Below are 16,901 nucleotides of genomic sequence, written 5' to 3'. Positions count from 1 at the left end.
GCCTACGCCGCGCACGAGGGCGCGGGATCCGCGGCTGTGCGCGCACAGCGGCTGGCGGGCGCGACGGTGAGCGCGAATCGATCCCTCGGTAGGATGGCCTGCGTTCGTCCCCACAGTCTGGAGCCCGTACATGAGCGCTGATCGCGTCGTCCTCGTCACCGGTGGAAACCGCGGTATCGGCCGCGCCATCGCCGAACGTTTCGTCCGCGACGGCTACCGCGTCGCGGTGACCGCGCGCAGCGGCGAGGGGCCCGAGGGCACGCTCACTGTGCGCGCGGACGTGACGGATGCTGCCGCGATCGACGCCGCCTTCACCGAGGTGGAGGAGAAGCTGGGTCCCATCGAGATCGTGGTCGCCAACGCGGGGATCACCAAGGACACTCTGCTGATGCGTATGAGCGAGGACGACTTCGACAGTGTCGTCGCCACCAACCTCGGCGGCACGTTCCGGGTGGTCAAGCGTGCGTCGAAGGGGATGCTGCGCAAGCGCTTCGGCCGTGTGATCCTCATCTCCAGCGTCGTGGGTCTCTATGGCTCGGCCGGACAGGTCAACTACTCGGCGTCGAAGAGCGCACTCGTCGGCTTCGCCCGCTCGCTGACGCGCGAGCTGGGCGGGCGGGGGATCACCGCAAACGTCGTCGCCCCCGGCTTCATCGAGACCGACATGACTGCCGAGCTGCCCGAAGAGACGCAGAAGCAGTACAAGGCGAGCATCCCGGCGGGGCGCTTCGCCACCCCTGACGAGGTCGCCGGTGCGGTCGCCTGGCTCGCAGGTGACGACGCCGCGTACATCTCGGGTGCAGTGATCCCGGTCGACGGCGGCCTCGGCATGGGGCACTGATCCCGTTCAGTCGACTCCTACGGCATCGACGAGCAGTTCGGCGAGTCGTTGGGGCGCGGTGAACTGCGGCCAGTGACCCGAACCGATCCGCACGACGCGAGCGTGCGCGATCGAGCGGTACTCCTGACCGAACTCGCCCCATCCCTCGGACTCGGCGTCGAAGCGCGTCTGGTCGTACGCGCCCATAAGCAGCGTCACGGGAACGCCGTGCCTGCTCTCGCGCGTCAGCGGCAGGGGATCGGTCGGCACGCGCGCGGGCACGCTGTGGGTCAGCGGTAGCGTGCGTTCGCGCACGGTGTCGTCGAGATCGTAGACATCCTCGTCGGGAAAGAAATCCCAACCGGGGAACGGCACGACACCGTCGACGAGCGGGAACTCGCTGATGCTGCTGTCGGGCGCCGGGGGGACAGTGTCGACGAACACGACGTGCTGCACCTGCTCGGGACGGGCGTCGGCGGCGCCCCATACGACGTTGCCGCCGCCGGAGTGCCCGACGAGCACCACGGGGTGCTCGGCGGCGTCGATCTGCTCGACCACCGCCGCGACCCAATCGGCCATTCCGATGCCGGACGATTCCGGGGCTGGTGAGCCGACGCCCGGCATCGTGAGCGGGTGAGGGCGATGACCCGCAGCGCGCAGCGCCGGCAGCACCGGGGCCCATGAGGACGCGTCGAGCCACAGCCCGGGGACGAGGATGATGTCCATGCCCGTACGATACGACGCCCCGCCGACATCCGGCAGGGTCATCGCCGCGCAGCTGTATGCGCCCCGAGGTGTCAGGAAAGTAGTTGTGTCAGGGAAGCAGCTGAGTTAGGGAAGCAGCGGGATGACCTCGGAGAGATCCTGCGGCCCGACGACGAGCGCCGCCGCGGCGCGTACCGCGGGCTTGGCGTTGAACGCGAGGCCGAGGCCAGCCGTTGCCATCATGTGAAGATCGTTCGCGCCGTCGCCAATCGCGATCGTCGCATGCGGCGCGACGCCGAGTTCTGCCGCCCACGCCGTCAGCGATGCTGCCTTGGCGGCGGCATCCACGATCTCGCCCTCGACAGCACCGGTGAGCACGCCGTCATCGACCGCGAGGCGGTTCGCCCGCCACCGGTCCACGCCCAGCGCAGGCGCGACCTCGTCGAGGATCTCGTGGAATCCGCCCGATACGACGCCCACGACTCCGCCGCGCTGATGCACAGCATCCGTCAGTTCACGCACGCCGGGCGTCGGTTCGATGCGTGCGCGCACGCGCGCGAACGCCTCCACCGGAACTCCTCGCAGCGCGGCGACGCGCGAACGCAGGCTGTCGGCGAAGTCGACCTCGCCGCGCATCGCGGCCTCGGTGGCCGCCTGCACCTCGGCGCGGCGGCCCGCCTCGTCGGCGAGCAACTCGATCACCTCGTTGCGGATCAGTGTGGAGTCAGCATCGAGGACGACGAGAAAGCGCGCGGCGGTCACCCGTCGAGCGTACCGTCACCGCAAGACGCGGATGCCACCGCGTGACGCGCACCGTCACCGTGCGATGCGGATGCCCTTGCCGACCACCGTGATGCCGGACTCGGTCACTGTGAACCCGCGTTCGAGGTCGCGTTCGCGGTCCACTCCGACGGTGGCACCGTCTTCGAGCACGACGTTCTTGTCGAGCACGGCACGGTGCACCCGCGCGCCCGAGCCGATCTGCACCTGGTCGAGCAGCACCGAATCGGTGATCGTCGATCCTCCCAGCGCGACGCCGCCGACACCGACGACGCTGCGCTCCAGGTGGGTTCCCGAGAGCACCGAGCCCGCGGCGACGACCGAATCGATCGCGTTGCCGATGCGTCCGACCGCATCGCGTACGAACTTCGCCGGCGGAGTGTTCACGCTCTGTGTACGGATCGGCCACGCCGTGTTGTACAGGTTGAAGATCGGCAGCGTCGAGATCAGGTCCATGTGGGCATCGAAGTACGAATCGATCGTCCCGACGTCGCGCCAGTACGAACGGTCGCGCGGTGACGACCCCGGTACCTCGTTGCTCTTCATGTCGTAGTACCCGGCCTCGCCACGCTCGACGAAGTAGGGAATGATGTCGCCGCCCATATCGTGCCCCGAGGTCGCGGACTCGCCATCCGCCTCGACGGCGGCGATGAGGGCATCGGTGTTGAAGACGTAGTTGCCCATCGACACGAGCACCTCGTTGGGGGAATCGGTGAGCCCGACGGGATCGCTGGGCTTCTCGAGGAAGTCGCGGATCCGCCCGGTCTGCTCATCGGCGTCGATGACGCCGAACTGCGAGGCGAGCGCGAGGGGCTGTCGGATGCCCGCGACCGTCGCCGATGCTCCGGATGCCACGTGCGCGTCGACCATCTGCTGGAAGTCCATCCGGTAGACGTGGTCGGCGCCGATCACCACGACGATGTCGGGCTTCTCGTCCTGGACCAGATTCAGGCTCTGCAGGATGGCATCCGCCGACCCCGAGAACCAGCGCTTGCCCAGGCGCTGCTGCGCCGGTACCGAGGCGACGTACGAGTCCAGCAATGCCGACATTCGCCAGTTCTGCGAGATGTGCCGGTCGAGGCTGTGGGACTTGTACTGGGTCAGCACCACGACCTGGCGAAGCCCCGAGTTGATCAGATTCGAGATGGCGAAATCTATCAGTCGATATTGCCCGCCGAACGGCACTGCGGGCTTCGCCCGGTCCGCCGTCAACGGCATGAGTCGTTTGCCCTCGCCGCCCGCGAGGATGATCCCGAAAACCTTCTTGGGTGCCGACATGGCTCCACCATAGAGCGCCCAGGGGGCGTTGTACTAGCGTGCAGTCATGCGCGTCGACATCATCACCAAGGAGTACCCGCCGGAGATCTACGGAGGTGCGGGGGTCCACGTCGCCGAACTCGTCGCCGCGCTGCGTCGGAGCATCGACGTGCAGGTGCGCGCCTTCGGCGCCGAACGGGGCGAACCGGGTACCCACAGTTACCGCCCACCGGTCGAGCTGATCGCCGCCAACGCCGCGGTGCAGACCCTCGGCACCGACCTGACGATGGTCGGTGATATCGCCGGTGCCGACCTGGTGCACAGCCACACCTGGTACGCGAACTTCGCAGGTCACCTCGCCTCGCAGCTGCACGGGATCCCGCACGTGCTCACGGCACACAGCCTCGAGCCGCTGCGTCCGTGGAAGGCCGAGCAACTCGGCGGCGGGTATGCGGTCTCCAGCGGCATCGAGCGGCTCGCCTATGAGAACGCGGCCGCGATCGTCGCGGTCAGTGCCGGTATGCGCAACGACATCCTGCGCAGCTACCCGCAGGTCGATCCGGCCCGGGTGCGGGTGATCCACAACGGCATCGACGTCGAGCGCTGGCGGCCGGTCGACAACCCCGGCTTCCTGGCCGAGATCGGCATGGATCCGACGCGCCCCTCGGTGGTCTTCGTCGGGCGCATCACCCGGCAGAAGGGCCTGCCGTACCTGCTGCGCGCGGCGCAGCAGCTGCCGGCGGATGTGCAGCTGGTGCTGTGCGCCGGTGCGCCGGACACCCCCGAGATCATGGCCGAGGTGCAACAGGGGGTGCAGAAGCTGCAGAGCTCTCGCGACGGCGTGATCTGGATCGAACGGATGCTGCCGCGCGACGAACTGTCGGCGATTCTCACCGCCGCCACCGCGTTCGTGTGCCCCTCGATCTACGAGCCCCTCGGCATCGTCAACCTCGAAGCGATGGCCTGCGGCGCCGCCGTCGTCGGCACAGCCACCGGAGGCATTCCCGAGGTCGTCGACGATGGGGTCACGGGTCGTCTGGTGCCGATCGAGCAGGTGCAGGACGGCACCGGAACACCCATCGACCCCGATCGGTACGTCGCCGATCTGGCGGCGGCGCTCGCCGAGGTGACCGGCGACCCGCAGCGGGCCGCCGAGTACGGTGCAGCCGGCCGCGAGCGTGCACGCACGCAGTTCAGCTGGGGTGCGATCGCCGACACCACGCGTGCGCTGTACGAAGAGCTCACCTTCTGAGCCGATAGGCTGGACGACATGTCGAGCGCTTTTGAGTTCACCGATGTCGTCGTGCGCCGTGACGGGCGGAACATCGTCGATCACGTGACCTGGGAAGTGTCGGCCGATCAGCGTTGGGTCGTGCTCGGCCCGAACGGTGCGGGCAAGACGACCCTGCTGCAGCTGGCCGACACCCTGATGCACCCCACCTCGGGTACCGTGTCGATCCTCGATGAGACCCTGGGGCGCACCGACGTGTTCGAATTGCGTCCGCGGATCGGCTTCGCCTCGTCGGCCATGGCACGACGTATTCCGCGTGACGAGACGGTGCTGAACACCGTGATGACCGCGGCATACTCGGTCATGGGCCGCTGGAACGAGGCCTACGAGGGGATCGATGAGCGTCGGGCACGGCGCGTGCTCGCCGAGTGGCACCTCGAGCACCTCGCCGAGCGTCTCTTCGGTACGCTCAGCGACGGCGAGCAGAAGCGTGTGCAGATCGCCCGTGCGGTGATGACCGATCCTGAGCTGCTGTTGCTCGATGAGCCGACCGCGAGCCTCGATCTCGGGGCCCGTGAAGAGCTGTTGCACCTGCTCAGCGGGTACGCGGCATCGCCCATGACGCCGGCCATGGTCATGGTCACCCACCACGTCGAGGAGATCCCGGTCGGGTTCACCCACGTGCTGTTGCTGCGCGATGGCGCGGTCGTCGCGCAGGGGCCGATCGCCGAGACGCTCACGGCCGAGGCGCTGACCGAGGCATTCGGCATGCCGATCGTGTTGACGGCAGATGGCGGACGTTACTCCGCTCGCGCGGCATCCTGAGCCGATGGTTCATCACCGGGGCCAAGGACTGCTAAAATAGCTCCTTGGTGCAATCGCGCCACAGACTTCCCTCGTTCCTGGCAGAATCCAGGACACCAAGTAAGGAATCCCATGAAGACTGACATCCACCCCGAATACAAGGCCGTCGTGTTCCGCGATCTCGGCTCGGGCGACACCTTCCTCACCCGTTCGACCGTCACCAGCGACAAGACGATCGAGCTGGACGGCGTGGAGTACCCCGTCATCGACGTCGAGATCTCCTCGGCCTCGCACCCGTTCTACACGGGCAAGCAGCGCATCATGGACTCGGCCGGTCGTGTCGAGAAGTTCAACCAGCGCTTCAAGGGCTTCGGCGGCTCCAAGTAAGCCGCACCCTCGAAAGCCCCGCTTCGGCGGGGCTTTCGTCGTTTTCGAGGGTCAGTGACGGGTCCCGCATTCGTGGAGTGTGCCTTCAGATGTCGATGCGGATGCTGCCCTCGTGGATCGTCCACGGTGGGTCACCCGCTGCCGGCGCGGGTGCGGTGCGGCGCGTTTGACGGTCGCGCTCGGCGGCGGCCTCATGCGCGGTCGGGGAGAACACGGCGTCCAGGCCGCTGGTGAGTCCACCGGCGAGCCCACCGCCGGTGACGTACTTCTCTTCCAGAGGTCGTTCGGCGTACATCGTGATCAGACCAAATGTCCCGAGCGCGACGGGAACGCCAACCACCAGTGCGATGGTGCCCCATCCAAGCAGTGTCTCGATGACGCCGGGCTCCATTCTCCCAGCGTACGCCGGGGTGTGGGCGCGGGGTCAGCTTTCTCGCAGGGGCCAGCTGCCGTCCAGCTCTTCACTCGGGTCCAGGCGGCCGACCTTGATGAAGTACTCCGTCAGGCTCGCCGCCTGGTCGCGCGCCCATCCGATCTGCTGGGCGTGCAGCTCTGCCGCGGTTCCGGGCAGCGTGAACTCCCTGGCCAGCGCCAACGCGACGCGGCCCGCAGCCACAGCATCCGCCGCTGCCTCGTGGGCGTCGTCCAGCGGTACCGCATAGTGTTCGGCGACCACCGACAGTGTGCGCTTGCCGCGCCGGTAGCGGTCGTGGGCCTTGTCGATGACGAGCGGATCGATGACCGGCTGCGGTGCGGTCAGTTCGGGTAGACCGTGACGCCGGGCTTCGTGCGCCAGCAGCGAGAAATCGTACGACGCGTTGTATGCCACGATCGGCATACCCTGCGCGAACAGCATCGCCAGCGCTTCGGTGACCTCGGCGACGACCTCGCGCGCGGGACGCCCGTGCGCCCGCGCGTGCTCGGTCGTCACCCCGTGCACGGCGGCGGCGCCGTCGGGGATCGGGATGCCAGGATCGGCCAACCAGTCGCGTGCGGCGATCGGCGTGCCGTGGCGGTCGAGCACGCCGACGTGCGCCGTGACGATCCGATCGTGGGTGACATCGACGCCGGTCGTCTCGAGGTCGAACACGCCCACGCGGGTGAGCCAGGTCGGCGGAGGCGTCGTGGTGGTCATTCCTTCACGGTAGGGGAGGGCGCCGACAGTCCCGCGATTCCACGCCGAGCGCCCGCGATCCCTACACTGTGCTGGTGACGTGGACCGTTTGGCTGTCGCTGCTGGCGGCGTGCGTGGTGATCAGCTTCACTCCGGGTGCCGGGGCGATCAACACGATGAGCAATGCGCTCAATCAGGGATGGCGCCGTTCGATGTGGGGAGTGCTGGGTCAACAGGCGGCGCTGGTCGTGCACGTCGCGATCGTCGCGGCGGGTGTCGGTCTTCTTGTCTCGCGTTCTCCGTTCCTGTTCGAGGCGATCCGCTACGCCGGTGTCGCGTACCTGGTCTATCTCGGCATCCGCCTCATGATCGCGCGACCCGAGCCCGCGCCGGACCCCGACCGTCCCATCCCGAGGGAGCACGCCTGGTCGATCTTCCGCCGCGGGTTCTGGGTGAACCTGCTCAATCCGAAGGCGATCGTGTTCTTTCTCGCGTTCGTGCCGCAGTTCATCGATCTCGATCGCGATCCGCTGCCGCAGTACGTGATCCTGATCGGCACGGTCATCGTCGTCGACATCCTGGTGATGTGGTTCTTCTTCGCCGCGGCGGCCCGTCCGTTCCGGCGCTATACCCGTCAGCCGCGCGGACAGCGGGTGCTGAATGTGGTGTTTGGCCTGCTCTTCATCGTGGTCGCGGGTCTGCTGCTGATGGTGCACTGATGAGCCGGTCCGCTCGGCGCCGGGGGAGCGTGAGGGGCGTAGCTTAGATGTATGGAAACCTACGTGCTTGCCGGCGGTTGCTTCTGGTGCCTCGACGCCGCCTATCGTCCGCTCCGGGGCGTCCGTTCGGTCGTTTCGGGATACGTCGGCGGTGTCACGCCCTCTCCCTCCTACGAGCAGGTCTGCACCGGCACCACCGGCCACGCTGAGGCCGTCAAGGTGACGTTCGACCCGGAGGAGATTCCGGGCGAAGTCATCCTCGACGCGTTCTTCACGATGCATGACCCACGTCAGCTCAACCGCCAGGGAAACGACATCGGAACGCAGTACCGCAGCGCGATGTTCCCCGCCGATGACGCGCAGCGCGCATTGTTCGAGGCGGCCCGAGAGCGCGCGGCGACGATGTGGGACGCCGACCCGGTCACGACGATCGAGCCGCTCGGCGACTTCTACGACGCCGAGGAGTATCACCAGGACTTCTTCGCGAAGAATCCGACCCAGGGGTACTGCTTGGCCGTCGCCGTCCCGAAGGTGAACAAGGTGCGTGCGCGGTTCGCGCAGTACCTGCGCTGAGCTCACACAGCGGCGTTGTCCGCTTGTTCTCCACAGACTTCTGATCGACGTGAGTTCTCCACGACCCGTGGGAATCCCGCCTGGAGCGTCGGATGCCACCGTGCACGCTGTCATCAGCCGGGCCACGTCCCGGGAAGACAGAGGAGCAGGACATGGCGATGAGAAACGACGTCGTGACGATCACCGGGAACATCGGCAGCGAGCCGACGTACAACACCACGCGCAACGGTGACGCAGTGGTGAACTTCCGTGTGGGATCGAGCACGGGCTACTGGAACCGCGCGACAGGAGCGTGGGTGGACGAGGGGACGAGCTGGTACGCCGTGTCGGCGTTCCGCGCCCTCGCCGAGCACGCCCGGGCGTCGCTGCATCGGGGCGATCCGGTTGTCGTGACGGGTGCGCTGAAGATCCGTGAGTGGGAGAACGACACGCGCAAGGGCATCAGCGCCGACATCGTCGCCGAGGCGATCGGACACGACCTCAACCAGGGCACCAGTGCGTTCGTCCGACGGGCGCGGCCTGCCGCGAACACCGATCGACCGCAGCCCGAGGAGGTGGCTCCGCAGGAGGTCGATTCCCACGCCGACGTGGTGTCCGACGAGCACCTGGCGGCATGGGGCGAGCATGGTCTGCATGCGCCGGACGCCGGCGGCGTAGACGCTGACGCCGCCCACTCCGATCACTCGGAACCGGCGATGGCCTGAATGCGGCGACGCGGGTGCGCCGGCCCGTGTGCAGTGCGAGTCGGCGCATCGCGGAAGCGGTCGGTCACGTGAACGCGCCTAGACTTCAGAGCGTGCTCCGAGGGTCAACTGCTTCCGCCGCCCGTCCGCGACGTTCGGTCGTGTCGTTCGCGGTGAGCATCGTCGCGCTCAGCGGTCTTCTCGTCGGGTGCGGCGCTCTGCCCTGGCTGACCGCTTCCGAACCGGCACCGGTGGCGACTTCCGAGCCGAGCCCGCCCGTTGAGGGCGACGAGTCGGACGCTCAGGCGTCGCAGCCGATTCCGGACGGGACCGCCGCCGATAACCTGCCGCTGTTCGCGCAGGTCACGGCCCAGGTGTGGGCAAGCGAGCAGCGTTCGTCGGGGCGAGCGTACATCGACGCACTGGTGGCAGTCGGGTTCCTGCGCGAGCACATGCAGGTGACCGCTGACATGAGTACGGTCGGCAACCCCGCCGAGAGCCTGCAGTTCTCGGTCGCGTGGGGTGAAAGCGAGTGCCTCATCGGCCAGGTCGGGCCGTCCACAGGTGAACCGGTGACCGCGGTCATGCCGCAACTCGCCGAGGGGCGCTGCTTGATCGGGCAGACGCGGCCGATCGACTGGTGATCGCGTACCTCGGCTCTGCCGCGAGCGCCCGCGAAGACCGGTAGGCTGGAGAGTCGATCCTCCCGGGGGTCTTTTCCGCGTGCCTGCTGACAGAAGGAGAGCTGCTTCGTGGCCGAGTACATCTATTCCATGGTGCGAGCCCGCAAGGCTGTGGGCGACAAGCTCATCCTGGACGACGTGACCATGGCGTTCCTGCCCGGAGCGAAGATCGGCATGGTGGGCCCGAACGGTGCCGGTAAGTCGACGATCCTCAAGATCATGGCGGGCCTCGACACGCCCTCCAACGGTGAGGCCAAGCTCACCCCCGGCTTCAGCGTAGGCATCCTGATGCAGGAGCCCGAGCTCGACGAGACCAAGACCGTCATCGAGAACATTCAGGACGGCGTGGCCATCAAGGCCAAGGTCGACCGGTTCAACGAGATCTCGGCGCTGATGGCCGATCCCGACGCCGACTTCGACTCGCTGCTGGCCGAGATGGGTGTGCTGCAGGAAGAGATCGACGCCGCCGACGGCTGGGACCTCGACTCGCAGCTCGAGCAGGCGATGGATGCCCTGCGCACCCCGCCGGCGGACGCGCCGATCGGTCCGCTCTCGGGTGGTGAGAAGCGTCGCGTGGCGCTGGCGAAGCTGCTGTTGCAGAAGCCCGACCTCCTGCTGCTCGATGAGCCCACCAACCACCTCGACGCCGAGAGCGTGCTGTGGCTCGAGCAGCACCTCAAGGACTACAAGGGTGCCGTTATCGCGATCACCCACGACCGGTACTTCCTCGACAACGTGGCCGAATGGATCGCTGAGGTCGACCGCGGCCGCCTGATCGGCTACGAGGGCAACTACTCGACGTACCTGGAGAAGAAGGCCGAGCGCCTCGACATCCAGGGCAAGAAGGACGCCAAGCTCGCCAAGCGCCTCAAGGACGAGCTGGAGTGGGTCCGTTCCAGCGCGAAGGGCCGTCAGACGAAGTCGAAGGCACGTCTGGCCCGCTACGAAGAGATGGCGGCCGAGGCCGAGCGCACCCGCAAGCTTGATTTCGAAGAGATCCAGATCCCGGCAGGGCCGCGACTGGGCAACGTCGTCATCGAGGCGAAGAACCTGCAGAAGGGCTTCGGCGACCGCAAGCTGATCGACGGTTTGGGCTTCAGCCTGCCCCCGAACGGCATCGTCGGCGTCATCGGTCCCAACGGTGTCGGAAAGACGACCCTGTTCAAGACCATCGTCGGACTGGAGCCGCTCGACGGCGGCGACCTGAAGATCGGTGAGACGGTCAAGATCAGCTACGTCGACCAGTCGCGCGGCAACATCGACCCCAACAAGACGCTGTGGGAGGTCGTCTCGGACGGACTCGACTTCATCACCGTCGGCAAGACTGAGATCCCCTCGCGCGCCTACGTGTCGAAGTTCGGCTTCAAGGGACCGGACCAGCAGAAGAAGGCCGGCGTGCTCTCGGGTGGAGAGCGCAACCGACTGAACCTCGCGCTGACCCTCAAGGAGGGTGGCAACCTGCTGCTGCTCGACGAGCCGACCAACGACCTCGACGTCGAGACCCTCAGCTCGCTGGAGAACGCGTTGCTGGAGTTCCCCGGTTGCGCCGTGGTCATCACCCACGACCGGTGGTTCCTCGACCGCATTGCCACGCACATCCTCGCCTACGAGGGCACCGATGAGAACCCTGCTCAGTGGCACTGGTTCGAGGGCAACTTCGAGGCCTACGAGGCGAACAAGATCGAGCGCATGGGCCCCGAGGCTGCGCGCCCGCACCGCACGACCCACCGCAAGCTCACGCGCGACTGATCCCTCGCCCCACTCCGGGCATCGCTTCGCGCTCCCCGGAGCCTCGGGGGCGTGGGGCCCGCCGCCGACTGACGTTCTGAGAAAGCGAACCCCATGCGCCTGCACATTCCCATCCACCTGCGGTGGGGAGACCTCGACGCGTTCAACCACGTCAACAACACCTCCATGCTCAAGCTGCTCGAAGAGGCGCGCGTGCGCGCCTTCTGGCAGCCCGAGCCGGGGGAGCAGGCCCCCGACACCGCCGTACTCTCCACCGGGGTCGATCAGGGTGTGCTCACCCTGATCGCCCGGCAGGAGATCGAGTACCTCGCGCCGGTGCCGTACCAGCGGCGTCCGTTGGATGTCGAGATGTGGTTCGGCAAGCTCGGCGGTTCGAGCCTGCAGGTCTGCTATGACGTGTTCAGTCACGCCGAGAGCGACGAGCGCGTGTTGTACGCCCGGTCGACTGCGGTGATCGTGCTCGTGGATGCCGTCACCGGCCGTCCGGTGCGGCTGAGCCCTGAGATGCGCGCCGCGTGGGAGCCGTACGTCGGCGAGCCCATCGCGTACCAGCACCGCTGACACCGCCTGCACGGGCATGTGCTGGCGGCGGTGACTCAGTCGCTCTGCGGCACCCGCACCATGATCTCTTGCGCGACCGTCGCCACCAGTACGCCGTCACGGCTGTAGATGCGTCCCTGAGCGAGTCCGCGTCCGCCGCGCGCGTTGGGAGATGACTGCACGTAGAGCAGCCAATCGTCGGCTCGGCCGGGGCGGTGCCACCACATTGCGTGGTCGAGGCTCGCGACCTTCAGCCCCTTCAGATTCCAGCTGACGCCATGACGTCGCAGGATCGACTCCTGGATCGTCAAGTCGCTGAGGTACGCGAGCGCTGCCCGGTGCACACGTGGGTCATCGGGCAGCGGCGCGCGCATACGCACCCAGACCGCCTGCTGCGCCACGTGCGCCTGCGCCGCCTGCTGGTAGATGGGGCCCTCGACATGCCGGATGTCGACGGGGCGCACCCCGAGCAGTGCGCCGGCGTCGAGGATGGCATCGCTCGACTCGACGTCCTCGGGTGCCGGGATGCCGGTGGGCATGGGCTCGGCGTGCTCGATGCCGGGACCGGCGTCCTGGAACGAGGCGATCATCGAGAAGATCGGCAGACCGCCCTGGAACGCCTGCGCCCGCCGTGTCGAGAATGAGCGGCCGTCGTGAATGCGATCGACCGAGAACGTGATGCCCTGGGTGGCGTCGCCGGGGCGCAGGAAGTAGCCGTGCATCGAGTGGACCGCGCGCTCTTCGGGGAGCGTCCGTTCGGTCGCGATGAGTGATTGTGCCAGCACCTGACCGCCATACACGCGACCGGTCGGCATCGGCTGCGAGCTGCCGGTGAAGATGTCTTCCGTGGTGCGGGCACCGGACGAGGTCAGGTCGAGCACCGACAACAGCGCGTCGACGGATCTGCGGGCGGGCTCGTCGGCGGTCATCCGACTAGTTTAGAAGGAGTGACCAGACCTCTCGTTCTCTCCGATGCCGACACGGCACGTGATGTGCTGACCTTCGCCGGGCGCGCCGCCACGGCATCCGCGGAAGGAGTGCGCCTTCAGGCCGCCGACGGCATCCTCGTGGTGACGGCCGCCGCGCTGGCACCGCAGGGATTCCTCGATCAGACGCCGACGGTTCTGGCGATGCGCATCGTGCGTGCCGACCCCGAGCTGCGCTGCGACATCGTCGTCGACGAGCTCTCACCGGGAGCGTCGCCCGCCGAGCTCGCATTGCCCGAGACCGGCAGGGCGCCGGCTTGGGCGGGCGTCTCACCGCCGCGCGACGGCTGGGAGCTGATCGGAGAGCTGTCCGACCGCATCATCGGCGACCGCGCGCAGTGGGGCATTTCGGCCGTCGCTCGCGGCACCACACCGGGCGCCGGGGAGGACGCCGTGCGCGCGCTGCGTTCGCGGGTATGGGGAGAGCCCGATGAGGACCTCCTGGGCCTGCCGCGCGGTGTGGCCTTCGCCGCCCACGCGTTCGGGTTCATCGCCTCCGACCGCATGGGCACGGCCGTCACACGGGAGGGTGAGCAGGTGCGCGTCACGCGCTCGGGCCGCTGGACACGCCTGGCCTTCGCGCGCGGGCACATTCTCAGCCGAGGGCCGGCCGTGACGGGCCTGACCGCTGTCCGGGGGACCGGTACTGCGGTGGGAGCCTAACGCGAGGCCGCACGCCCCGCCTGCCGGCCCGAGAACAAGCATCCGCCCAGGAACGTTCCTTCCAGCGCGCGATAGCCGTGCACGCCGCCGCCACCGAAACCGGCGGCCTCGCCCGCCGCGTACAGGCCGGGGACCGGCACGCCATCGGCGCCGAGGGCGCGTCCCTCCAGGTCGGTCTCGATCCCGCCGAGCGATTTACGGGTCAGCACATGCAGGCGCACGGCGACCATCGGCCCGGCCGCGGGATCTTGCAGACGGTGCGGTGCCGCGGTGCGGATCAGCCGGTCGCCGCGATATCCGCGCATGGAGCGCAGCATGGCGATCTGGGCGTCTTTGGTGAAGTCGTTGTCGATCTCGCGGTCACGCGCCGTGACCTCGTCGCGCGCACGATCCACATCGAGGACGTCGCCACCGGGCGTTGATCGCATGCGAGCGAGCAACGCCTCGAGGTCGTCCTCGACGATGAAATCGGCGCCCTCGTCGAGGAACGCCCGCACCGGGCCGGTGGGCCCCTTCGCCAGCCGGGACTTCACCAGCAGCTTCAGATCCCGGCCGGTGAGGTCGGGGTTCTGCTCACTGCCCGAGAGCGCGAACTCCTTCTCGATCACCTTCAACGACGTGACGAACCAGGAGTGGTCGTGCCCGGTCGTGCGCAGGTGCGCGAGCGTGCCCAGCGTGTCGAAGCCCGGGTACAGCGGGACGGGCAGTCTGCGGCCGGTGGCATCGAGCCACAGCGAGGACGGACCGGGCAGGATGCGGATGCCATGGCCCGGCCACACCGGATCCCAGTTCTCGATCCCCTCGACGTAGTGCCACATCCGGTCACCATTGATCAGCCGTGCGCCTGCCGCGGACGATACCGCGTGCATCGAGCCGTCGACGTACGCCGGCACCCCGGTGAGCATGTGGGCGGGCGGCGTGCCCAGACGCGCGGGCCACGCGGCGCGCACCAGATCGTGATCGCCACCGATACCGCCGGATGCCACGATGGTGGCATCCGCTCGGATCACGAACTCACCCACCGGCTCGCGCGACGATGCGATCCCGCGCGGGGTGTCGCTCGGCGCGAGCACTGACCCGCGTGCGCCGACGACGGCGCCGCCGTCGACGAGCAACTCGGTGACGCGGTGGCGGGGGAGAACCGTCACCCTTCCAGCAGCCTCGCCCGCTTCGACAGCCGCCGCGAAGGGCGCGACGATGCCGGGGCCGGTTCCCCACGTGATGTGGAACCGTGGCACGGAGTTGCCGGGACCGATCGCTCCGCTCCCGCCGCGTTCGGCCCAGCCGACCACGGGGAACAACCCCACTCCGCGCTCGCGCAACCAGCTGCGTTTCTCGCCCGCGGCGAACTGCAGATAGGCCTCTGCCCAGCGCCGCGGCCATGCGTCCTCGGGGCGGTCGAACCCGGCGTTGCCGAACCAGTCCTGCCGTGCCAGATCCAGGGAATCCTTGATGCCCATGCGACGCTGCTCGGGTGAGTCGACCAGGAACAGCCCACCGAACGACCACCAGGCCTGCCCACCCAGGTCGACGCGCGCCTCCTGATCGATGATCGTCACGCGTCTGCCCGCGGCGATCGCCTCGCTGGCCGCGGTGAGGCCTGCCAGCCCCCATCCGATCACGAGTACATCGGTGGCTGGGGAACTGGCTGCAGTCATCTTCAGGTCTCCGTCGACTCCGTGGGGATGCGGTGCTCAAGCGTGGTCCGGCCCGCCGGGCCGCGTCCGATGCCGGATGGCTCGAACGTGTTCACCATGGCATACGCCGCCCGCTCCAGGTAGTCCCACAGCGTCGCTTCGTGTAGAGGCGACAACTTCACCTCGTCCAGAGCGGTGCGCATATGTGCGAGCCAGCGATCACGGGCATCCGGGTCGACGTGGAACGCCGCGTGCCGCATCCGCAACCGAGGATGCCCGCGTCGCTCGCCGTACGTCGTCGGCCCACCCCAGTACTGCTCCAGGAACATCGTGAGTCGTTCGGCGGCGGGGCCGAGGTCCTCTTCGGGGTACATCGGTTTGAGTACCGGATCGAGAGCGACCTCGCGGTAGAACACATCGACGATGCGTCGGAACGTGTCGTGGCCGCCGACTTCGTCGTAGAACGTCATTGCGTTTCGCCTTCCTGCGGAGTGGACTTCTTGCGACGCCAGATGCCGCGTTCGGCGACCGGCGGTACGCCGGTGATGGCGTTGGGGCGTGTCATCGGCGGGTTCGCTCCCCTTACGCGGCGGGCACTGTCGGGCCCCGTGACGGTGACCGCGGCCATGCTCGGTACAGCGACCTCCTGCGCCAGCAACGCGGTGCGCAACCGTCGGCGGAGTTCCTGCGAGACGTCGTCGCGGGCGTTTGCCCTGGTCTTCAGCACGACGCGCACCACCAGTGCGTCCCCGTCGATCGACTCCAGCCCCCAGACCTCGGGCGCCTCGATCACGCGGGTGCGCCACTTCGGGTCCTTCGCGAGCTCTTCGGCGGTGTGCAGCAGTGTCTGCTCGACCTGATCGAGATCGGCATCGGCGGCGACACCCAGGTCGACGATCGCGCGTGCCCAGCCCTGCGACATGTTGCCGATGCGGGTGACCTCGCCGTTGCGCACGTACCAGAGCGTGCCATTGACATCGCGCACCTGGGTGATGCGCACGCTGACATACTCGACGACGCCCGAGGCCAGGCCGAGATCGACGACGTCGCCGATGCCGATCTGATCCTCGGCGACGATGAACATGCCGTTGAGGACATCCTTGACGATGTTCTGGGCGCCGAAGCCGAGACCGGCACCGATAGCGGCCGTGATCAGCGTCAGCGAACCGAGGATGTCCTGATCGATGGCCCTGACGATCAGGATCAGGGCGACGATCACCAGAATCACGTTGACCATGTTCTGCAGGATCGTGCCGAGGGTGCGCGTGCGCTGCACCAGACGCATATCTGCCAGCGGTGAGCGTTCCAGCGCCACGGTGTCGGCGACGTCGGCTTTTGACTTGGCGTTGCTGACGATCCGATGAACGATGCGTCTGATCACCAGGCGCAGCACGAACGACAACGCGACGCAGATGGCGATGATGATCGCGATCTGCGCGAGCTTTCCGCCGATCGTGCTCAGCGCGGCAACGGACGACTCCCACAGATCGTTCCAGAAGCCCAGGTCGACGGGCGCCTCGGGGGCCGTCGTGAAGGGGAAGGGCAGCATGTCCCTGAGTCTAGTGAGGGG

Annotated in this window: 20 protein-coding genes; 11 read left to right on the top strand and 9 right to left on the bottom strand. The window is 67.8% G+C overall.

The genetic code is table 11. The annotated features are described in order from the left end of the window. Nucleotides 1–130 precede the first annotated feature (130 nt). On the top strand, nt 131–841 hold the full coding sequence (locus ACLD0U_RS06855) for a beta-ketoacyl-ACP reductase (protein ID WP_179410672.1): 711 nt from the start codon (nt 131–133) through the stop codon (nt 839–841). 6 nt (nt 842–847) lie between these two features. On the opposite strand, the gene ACLD0U_RS06850 is transcribed toward ACLD0U_RS06855, so the two are convergent. From ACLD0U_RS06850 to glgC, 3 genes are all read right to left on the bottom strand, one after another. Beyond that, a complete protein-coding gene (locus tag ACLD0U_RS06850; RefSeq protein WP_179410673.1) occupies nt 848–1,546 on the bottom strand; it encodes an alpha/beta fold hydrolase in 699 nt (232 codons plus the stop codon). Nucleotides 1,547–1,651: 105 nt separating this feature from the next. Further along, nucleotides 1,652–2,287: a phosphoserine phosphatase SerB gene (gene serB / locus ACLD0U_RS06845; RefSeq protein ID WP_179410674.1), complete on the bottom strand. Its 636-nt coding sequence runs from the start codon at nt 2,285–2,287 to the stop codon at nt 1,652–1,654. 54 nt (nt 2,288–2,341) lie between these two features. Then, the gene (gene glgC, locus ACLD0U_RS06840; protein ID WP_274367029.1) at nt 2,342–3,583 is read right to left on the bottom strand and encodes a glucose-1-phosphate adenylyltransferase; all 1,242 of its coding nucleotides are present in this window, start codon (nt 3,581–3,583) and stop codon (nt 2,342–2,344) included. 46 nt (nt 3,584–3,629) lie between these two features. Between glgC and glgA the strand changes: the two genes are divergently transcribed. From glgA to ACLD0U_RS06825, 3 genes are all read left to right on the top strand, one after another. After that, a complete protein-coding gene (gene glgA / locus ACLD0U_RS06835; RefSeq protein ID WP_410340153.1) occupies nt 3,630–4,814 on the top strand; it encodes a glycogen synthase in 1,185 nt (394 codons plus the stop codon). 18 nt (nt 4,815–4,832) lie between these two features. Continuing rightward, a complete protein-coding gene (locus ACLD0U_RS06830) occupies nt 4,833–5,618 on the top strand; it encodes an ABC transporter ATP-binding protein (protein WP_410340152.1) in 786 nt (261 codons plus the stop codon). 111 nt (nt 5,619–5,729) lie between these two features. Beyond that, on the top strand, nt 5,730–5,984 hold the full coding sequence (locus tag ACLD0U_RS06825; RefSeq protein WP_179410678.1) for a type B 50S ribosomal protein L31: 255 nt from the start codon (nt 5,730–5,732) through the stop codon (nt 5,982–5,984). An 85-nt stretch (nt 5,985–6,069) separates the two neighbouring features. On the opposite strand, the gene ACLD0U_RS06820 is transcribed toward ACLD0U_RS06825, so the two are convergent. Both ACLD0U_RS06820 and ACLD0U_RS06815 read right to left on the bottom strand, forming a co-directional pair. After that, nucleotides 6,070–6,375 (bottom strand): hypothetical protein, encoded by a 306-nt coding sequence (locus ACLD0U_RS06820; protein WP_179410679.1) that lies wholly within the window; start codon nt 6,373–6,375, stop codon nt 6,070–6,072. A gap of 33 nt (nt 6,376–6,408) precedes the next feature. Continuing rightward, nucleotides 6,409–7,119, bottom strand: coding sequence for an exonuclease domain-containing protein (locus ACLD0U_RS06815; protein ID WP_179410680.1), 711 nt, complete (start codon nt 7,117–7,119; stop codon nt 6,409–6,411). Nucleotides 7,120–7,193: 74 nt separating this feature from the next. Here ACLD0U_RS06815 and ACLD0U_RS06810 point away from each other — a divergent pair, with 74 nt between their 5' ends. From ACLD0U_RS06810 to ACLD0U_RS06785, 6 genes are all read left to right on the top strand, one after another. Continuing rightward, the gene (locus tag ACLD0U_RS06810) at nt 7,194–7,817 is read left to right on the top strand and encodes a LysE family transporter (protein ID WP_179410681.1); all 624 of its coding nucleotides are present in this window, start codon (nt 7,194–7,196) and stop codon (nt 7,815–7,817) included. A gap of 51 nt (nt 7,818–7,868) precedes the next feature. Further along, nucleotides 7,869–8,390 (top strand): peptide-methionine (S)-S-oxide reductase MsrA, encoded by a 522-nt coding sequence (gene msrA / locus ACLD0U_RS06805; RefSeq protein ID WP_179410682.1) that lies wholly within the window; start codon nt 7,869–7,871, stop codon nt 8,388–8,390. Between the two features lie 152 nt (nt 8,391–8,542). Beyond that, entirely contained in the window at nt 8,543–9,094 is a 552-nt protein-coding gene (locus ACLD0U_RS06800) for a single-stranded DNA-binding protein (RefSeq protein WP_179410683.1), read from the top strand. A gap of 92 nt (nt 9,095–9,186) precedes the next feature. Beyond that, nucleotides 9,187–9,717, top strand: a complete 531-nt coding sequence (locus tag ACLD0U_RS06795; RefSeq protein WP_410340151.1) for a DUF6993 domain-containing protein — start codon at nt 9,187–9,189, stop codon at nt 9,715–9,717. Nucleotides 9,718–9,825: 108 nt separating this feature from the next. Then, the gene (ettA, locus tag ACLD0U_RS06790; RefSeq protein WP_179410684.1) at nt 9,826–11,505 is read left to right on the top strand and encodes an energy-dependent translational throttle protein EttA; all 1,680 of its coding nucleotides are present in this window, start codon (nt 9,826–9,828) and stop codon (nt 11,503–11,505) included. A 93-nt stretch (nt 11,506–11,598) separates the two neighbouring features. After that, nucleotides 11,599–12,066: an acyl-CoA thioesterase gene (locus ACLD0U_RS06785; RefSeq protein ID WP_179410685.1), complete on the top strand. Its 468-nt coding sequence runs from the start codon at nt 11,599–11,601 to the stop codon at nt 12,064–12,066. 35 nt (nt 12,067–12,101) lie between these two features. On the opposite strand, the gene ACLD0U_RS06780 is transcribed toward ACLD0U_RS06785, so the two are convergent. After that, nucleotides 12,102–12,974: an acyl-CoA thioesterase gene (locus ACLD0U_RS06780; RefSeq protein WP_179410686.1), complete on the bottom strand. Its 873-nt coding sequence runs from the start codon at nt 12,972–12,974 to the stop codon at nt 12,102–12,104. 18 nt (nt 12,975–12,992) lie between these two features. On the opposite strand from ACLD0U_RS06780, the gene ACLD0U_RS06775 reads away from it, so the two are divergent. Next, entirely contained in the window at nt 12,993–13,694 is a 702-nt protein-coding gene (locus ACLD0U_RS06775) for a hypothetical protein (RefSeq protein WP_410340150.1), read from the top strand. On the opposite strand, the gene ACLD0U_RS06770 is transcribed toward ACLD0U_RS06775, so the two are convergent. The 3 genes from ACLD0U_RS06770 to ACLD0U_RS06760 are packed head-to-tail and all read right to left on the bottom strand — an operon-like array spanning nt 13,691 to nt 16,880. Next, entirely contained in the window at nt 13,691–15,352 is a 1,662-nt protein-coding gene (locus ACLD0U_RS06770) for an FAD-binding dehydrogenase (RefSeq protein ID WP_410340149.1), read from the bottom strand. The genes ACLD0U_RS06775 and ACLD0U_RS06770 overlap by 4 nt on opposite strands. A gap of 2 nt (nt 15,353–15,354) precedes the next feature. After that, on the bottom strand, nt 15,355–15,801 hold the full coding sequence (locus ACLD0U_RS06765) for a globin (RefSeq protein WP_179410689.1): 447 nt from the start codon (nt 15,799–15,801) through the stop codon (nt 15,355–15,357). After that, nucleotides 15,798–16,880 carry a mechanosensitive ion channel family protein gene (locus ACLD0U_RS06760; protein ID WP_410340148.1) on the bottom strand — a complete coding sequence of 361 codons (1,083 nt, stop codon included), beginning with the start codon at nt 16,878–16,880 and terminating at the stop codon, nt 15,798–15,800. Before ACLD0U_RS06760 ends, ACLD0U_RS06765 begins: the two co-directional genes overlap by 4 nt. Between the last annotated feature and the right edge of the window lie 21 nt (nt 16,881–16,901).

This window comes from Microbacterium sp. 2216-1 (assembly GCF_046507855.1).
Taxonomy (GTDB): domain Bacteria; phylum Actinomycetota; class Actinomycetes; order Actinomycetales; family Microbacteriaceae; genus Microbacterium; species Microbacterium esteraromaticum_C.
The sequence above is the reverse complement of the archived record's forward strand: the minus strand, read 5'-3'. Positions and strand labels throughout refer to the sequence as shown.

Bases quoted from the DNA above. Each gene is read 5' to 3' on its own strand.
- glgC (WP_274367029.1), bottom strand. From the start codon at position 3,583: ATGTCGGCACCCAAGAAGGTTTTCGGGATCATCCTCGCGGGCGGCGAG.
- ACLD0U_RS06830 (WP_410340152.1), top strand. From the start codon at position 4,833: ATGTCGAGCGCTTTTGAGTTCACCGATGTCGTCGTGCGCCGTGACGGG.
- ACLD0U_RS06820 (WP_179410679.1), bottom strand. From the start codon at position 6,375: ATGGAGCCCGGCGTCATCGAGACACTGCTTGGATGGGGCACCATCGCA.
- ACLD0U_RS06770 (WP_410340149.1), bottom strand. From the start codon at position 15,352: ATGACTGCAGCCAGTTCCCCAGCCACCGATGTACTCGTGATCGGATGG.
- glgA (WP_410340153.1), top strand. From the start codon at position 3,630: ATGCGCGTCGACATCATCACCAAGGAGTACCCGCCGGAGATCTACGGA.
- ACLD0U_RS06800 (WP_179410683.1), top strand. From the start codon at position 8,543: ATGGCGATGAGAAACGACGTCGTGACGATCACCGGGAACATCGGCAGC.
- ACLD0U_RS06855 (WP_179410672.1), top strand. From the start codon at position 131: ATGAGCGCTGATCGCGTCGTCCTCGTCACCGGTGGAAACCGCGGTATC.
- ACLD0U_RS06825 (WP_179410678.1), top strand. From the start codon at position 5,730: ATGAAGACTGACATCCACCCCGAATACAAGGCCGTCGTGTTCCGCGAT.
- ACLD0U_RS06765 (WP_179410689.1), bottom strand. From the start codon at position 15,801: ATGACGTTCTACGACGAAGTCGGCGGCCACGACACGTTCCGACGCATC.
- ACLD0U_RS06780 (WP_179410686.1), bottom strand. From the start codon at position 12,974: ATGACCGCCGACGAGCCCGCCCGCAGATCCGTCGACGCGCTGTTGTCG.
- ACLD0U_RS06850 (WP_179410673.1), bottom strand. From the start codon at position 1,546: ATGGACATCATCCTCGTCCCCGGGCTGTGGCTCGACGCGTCCTCATGG.
- msrA (WP_179410682.1), top strand. From the start codon at position 7,869: ATGGAAACCTACGTGCTTGCCGGCGGTTGCTTCTGGTGCCTCGACGCC.
- ACLD0U_RS06815 (WP_179410680.1), bottom strand. From the start codon at position 7,119: ATGACCACCACGACGCCTCCGCCGACCTGGCTCACCCGCGTGGGCGTG.
- ACLD0U_RS06785 (WP_179410685.1), top strand. From the start codon at position 11,599: ATGCGCCTGCACATTCCCATCCACCTGCGGTGGGGAGACCTCGACGCG.
- ACLD0U_RS06760 (WP_410340148.1), bottom strand. From the start codon at position 16,880: ATGCTGCCCTTCCCCTTCACGACGGCCCCCGAGGCGCCCGTCGACCTG.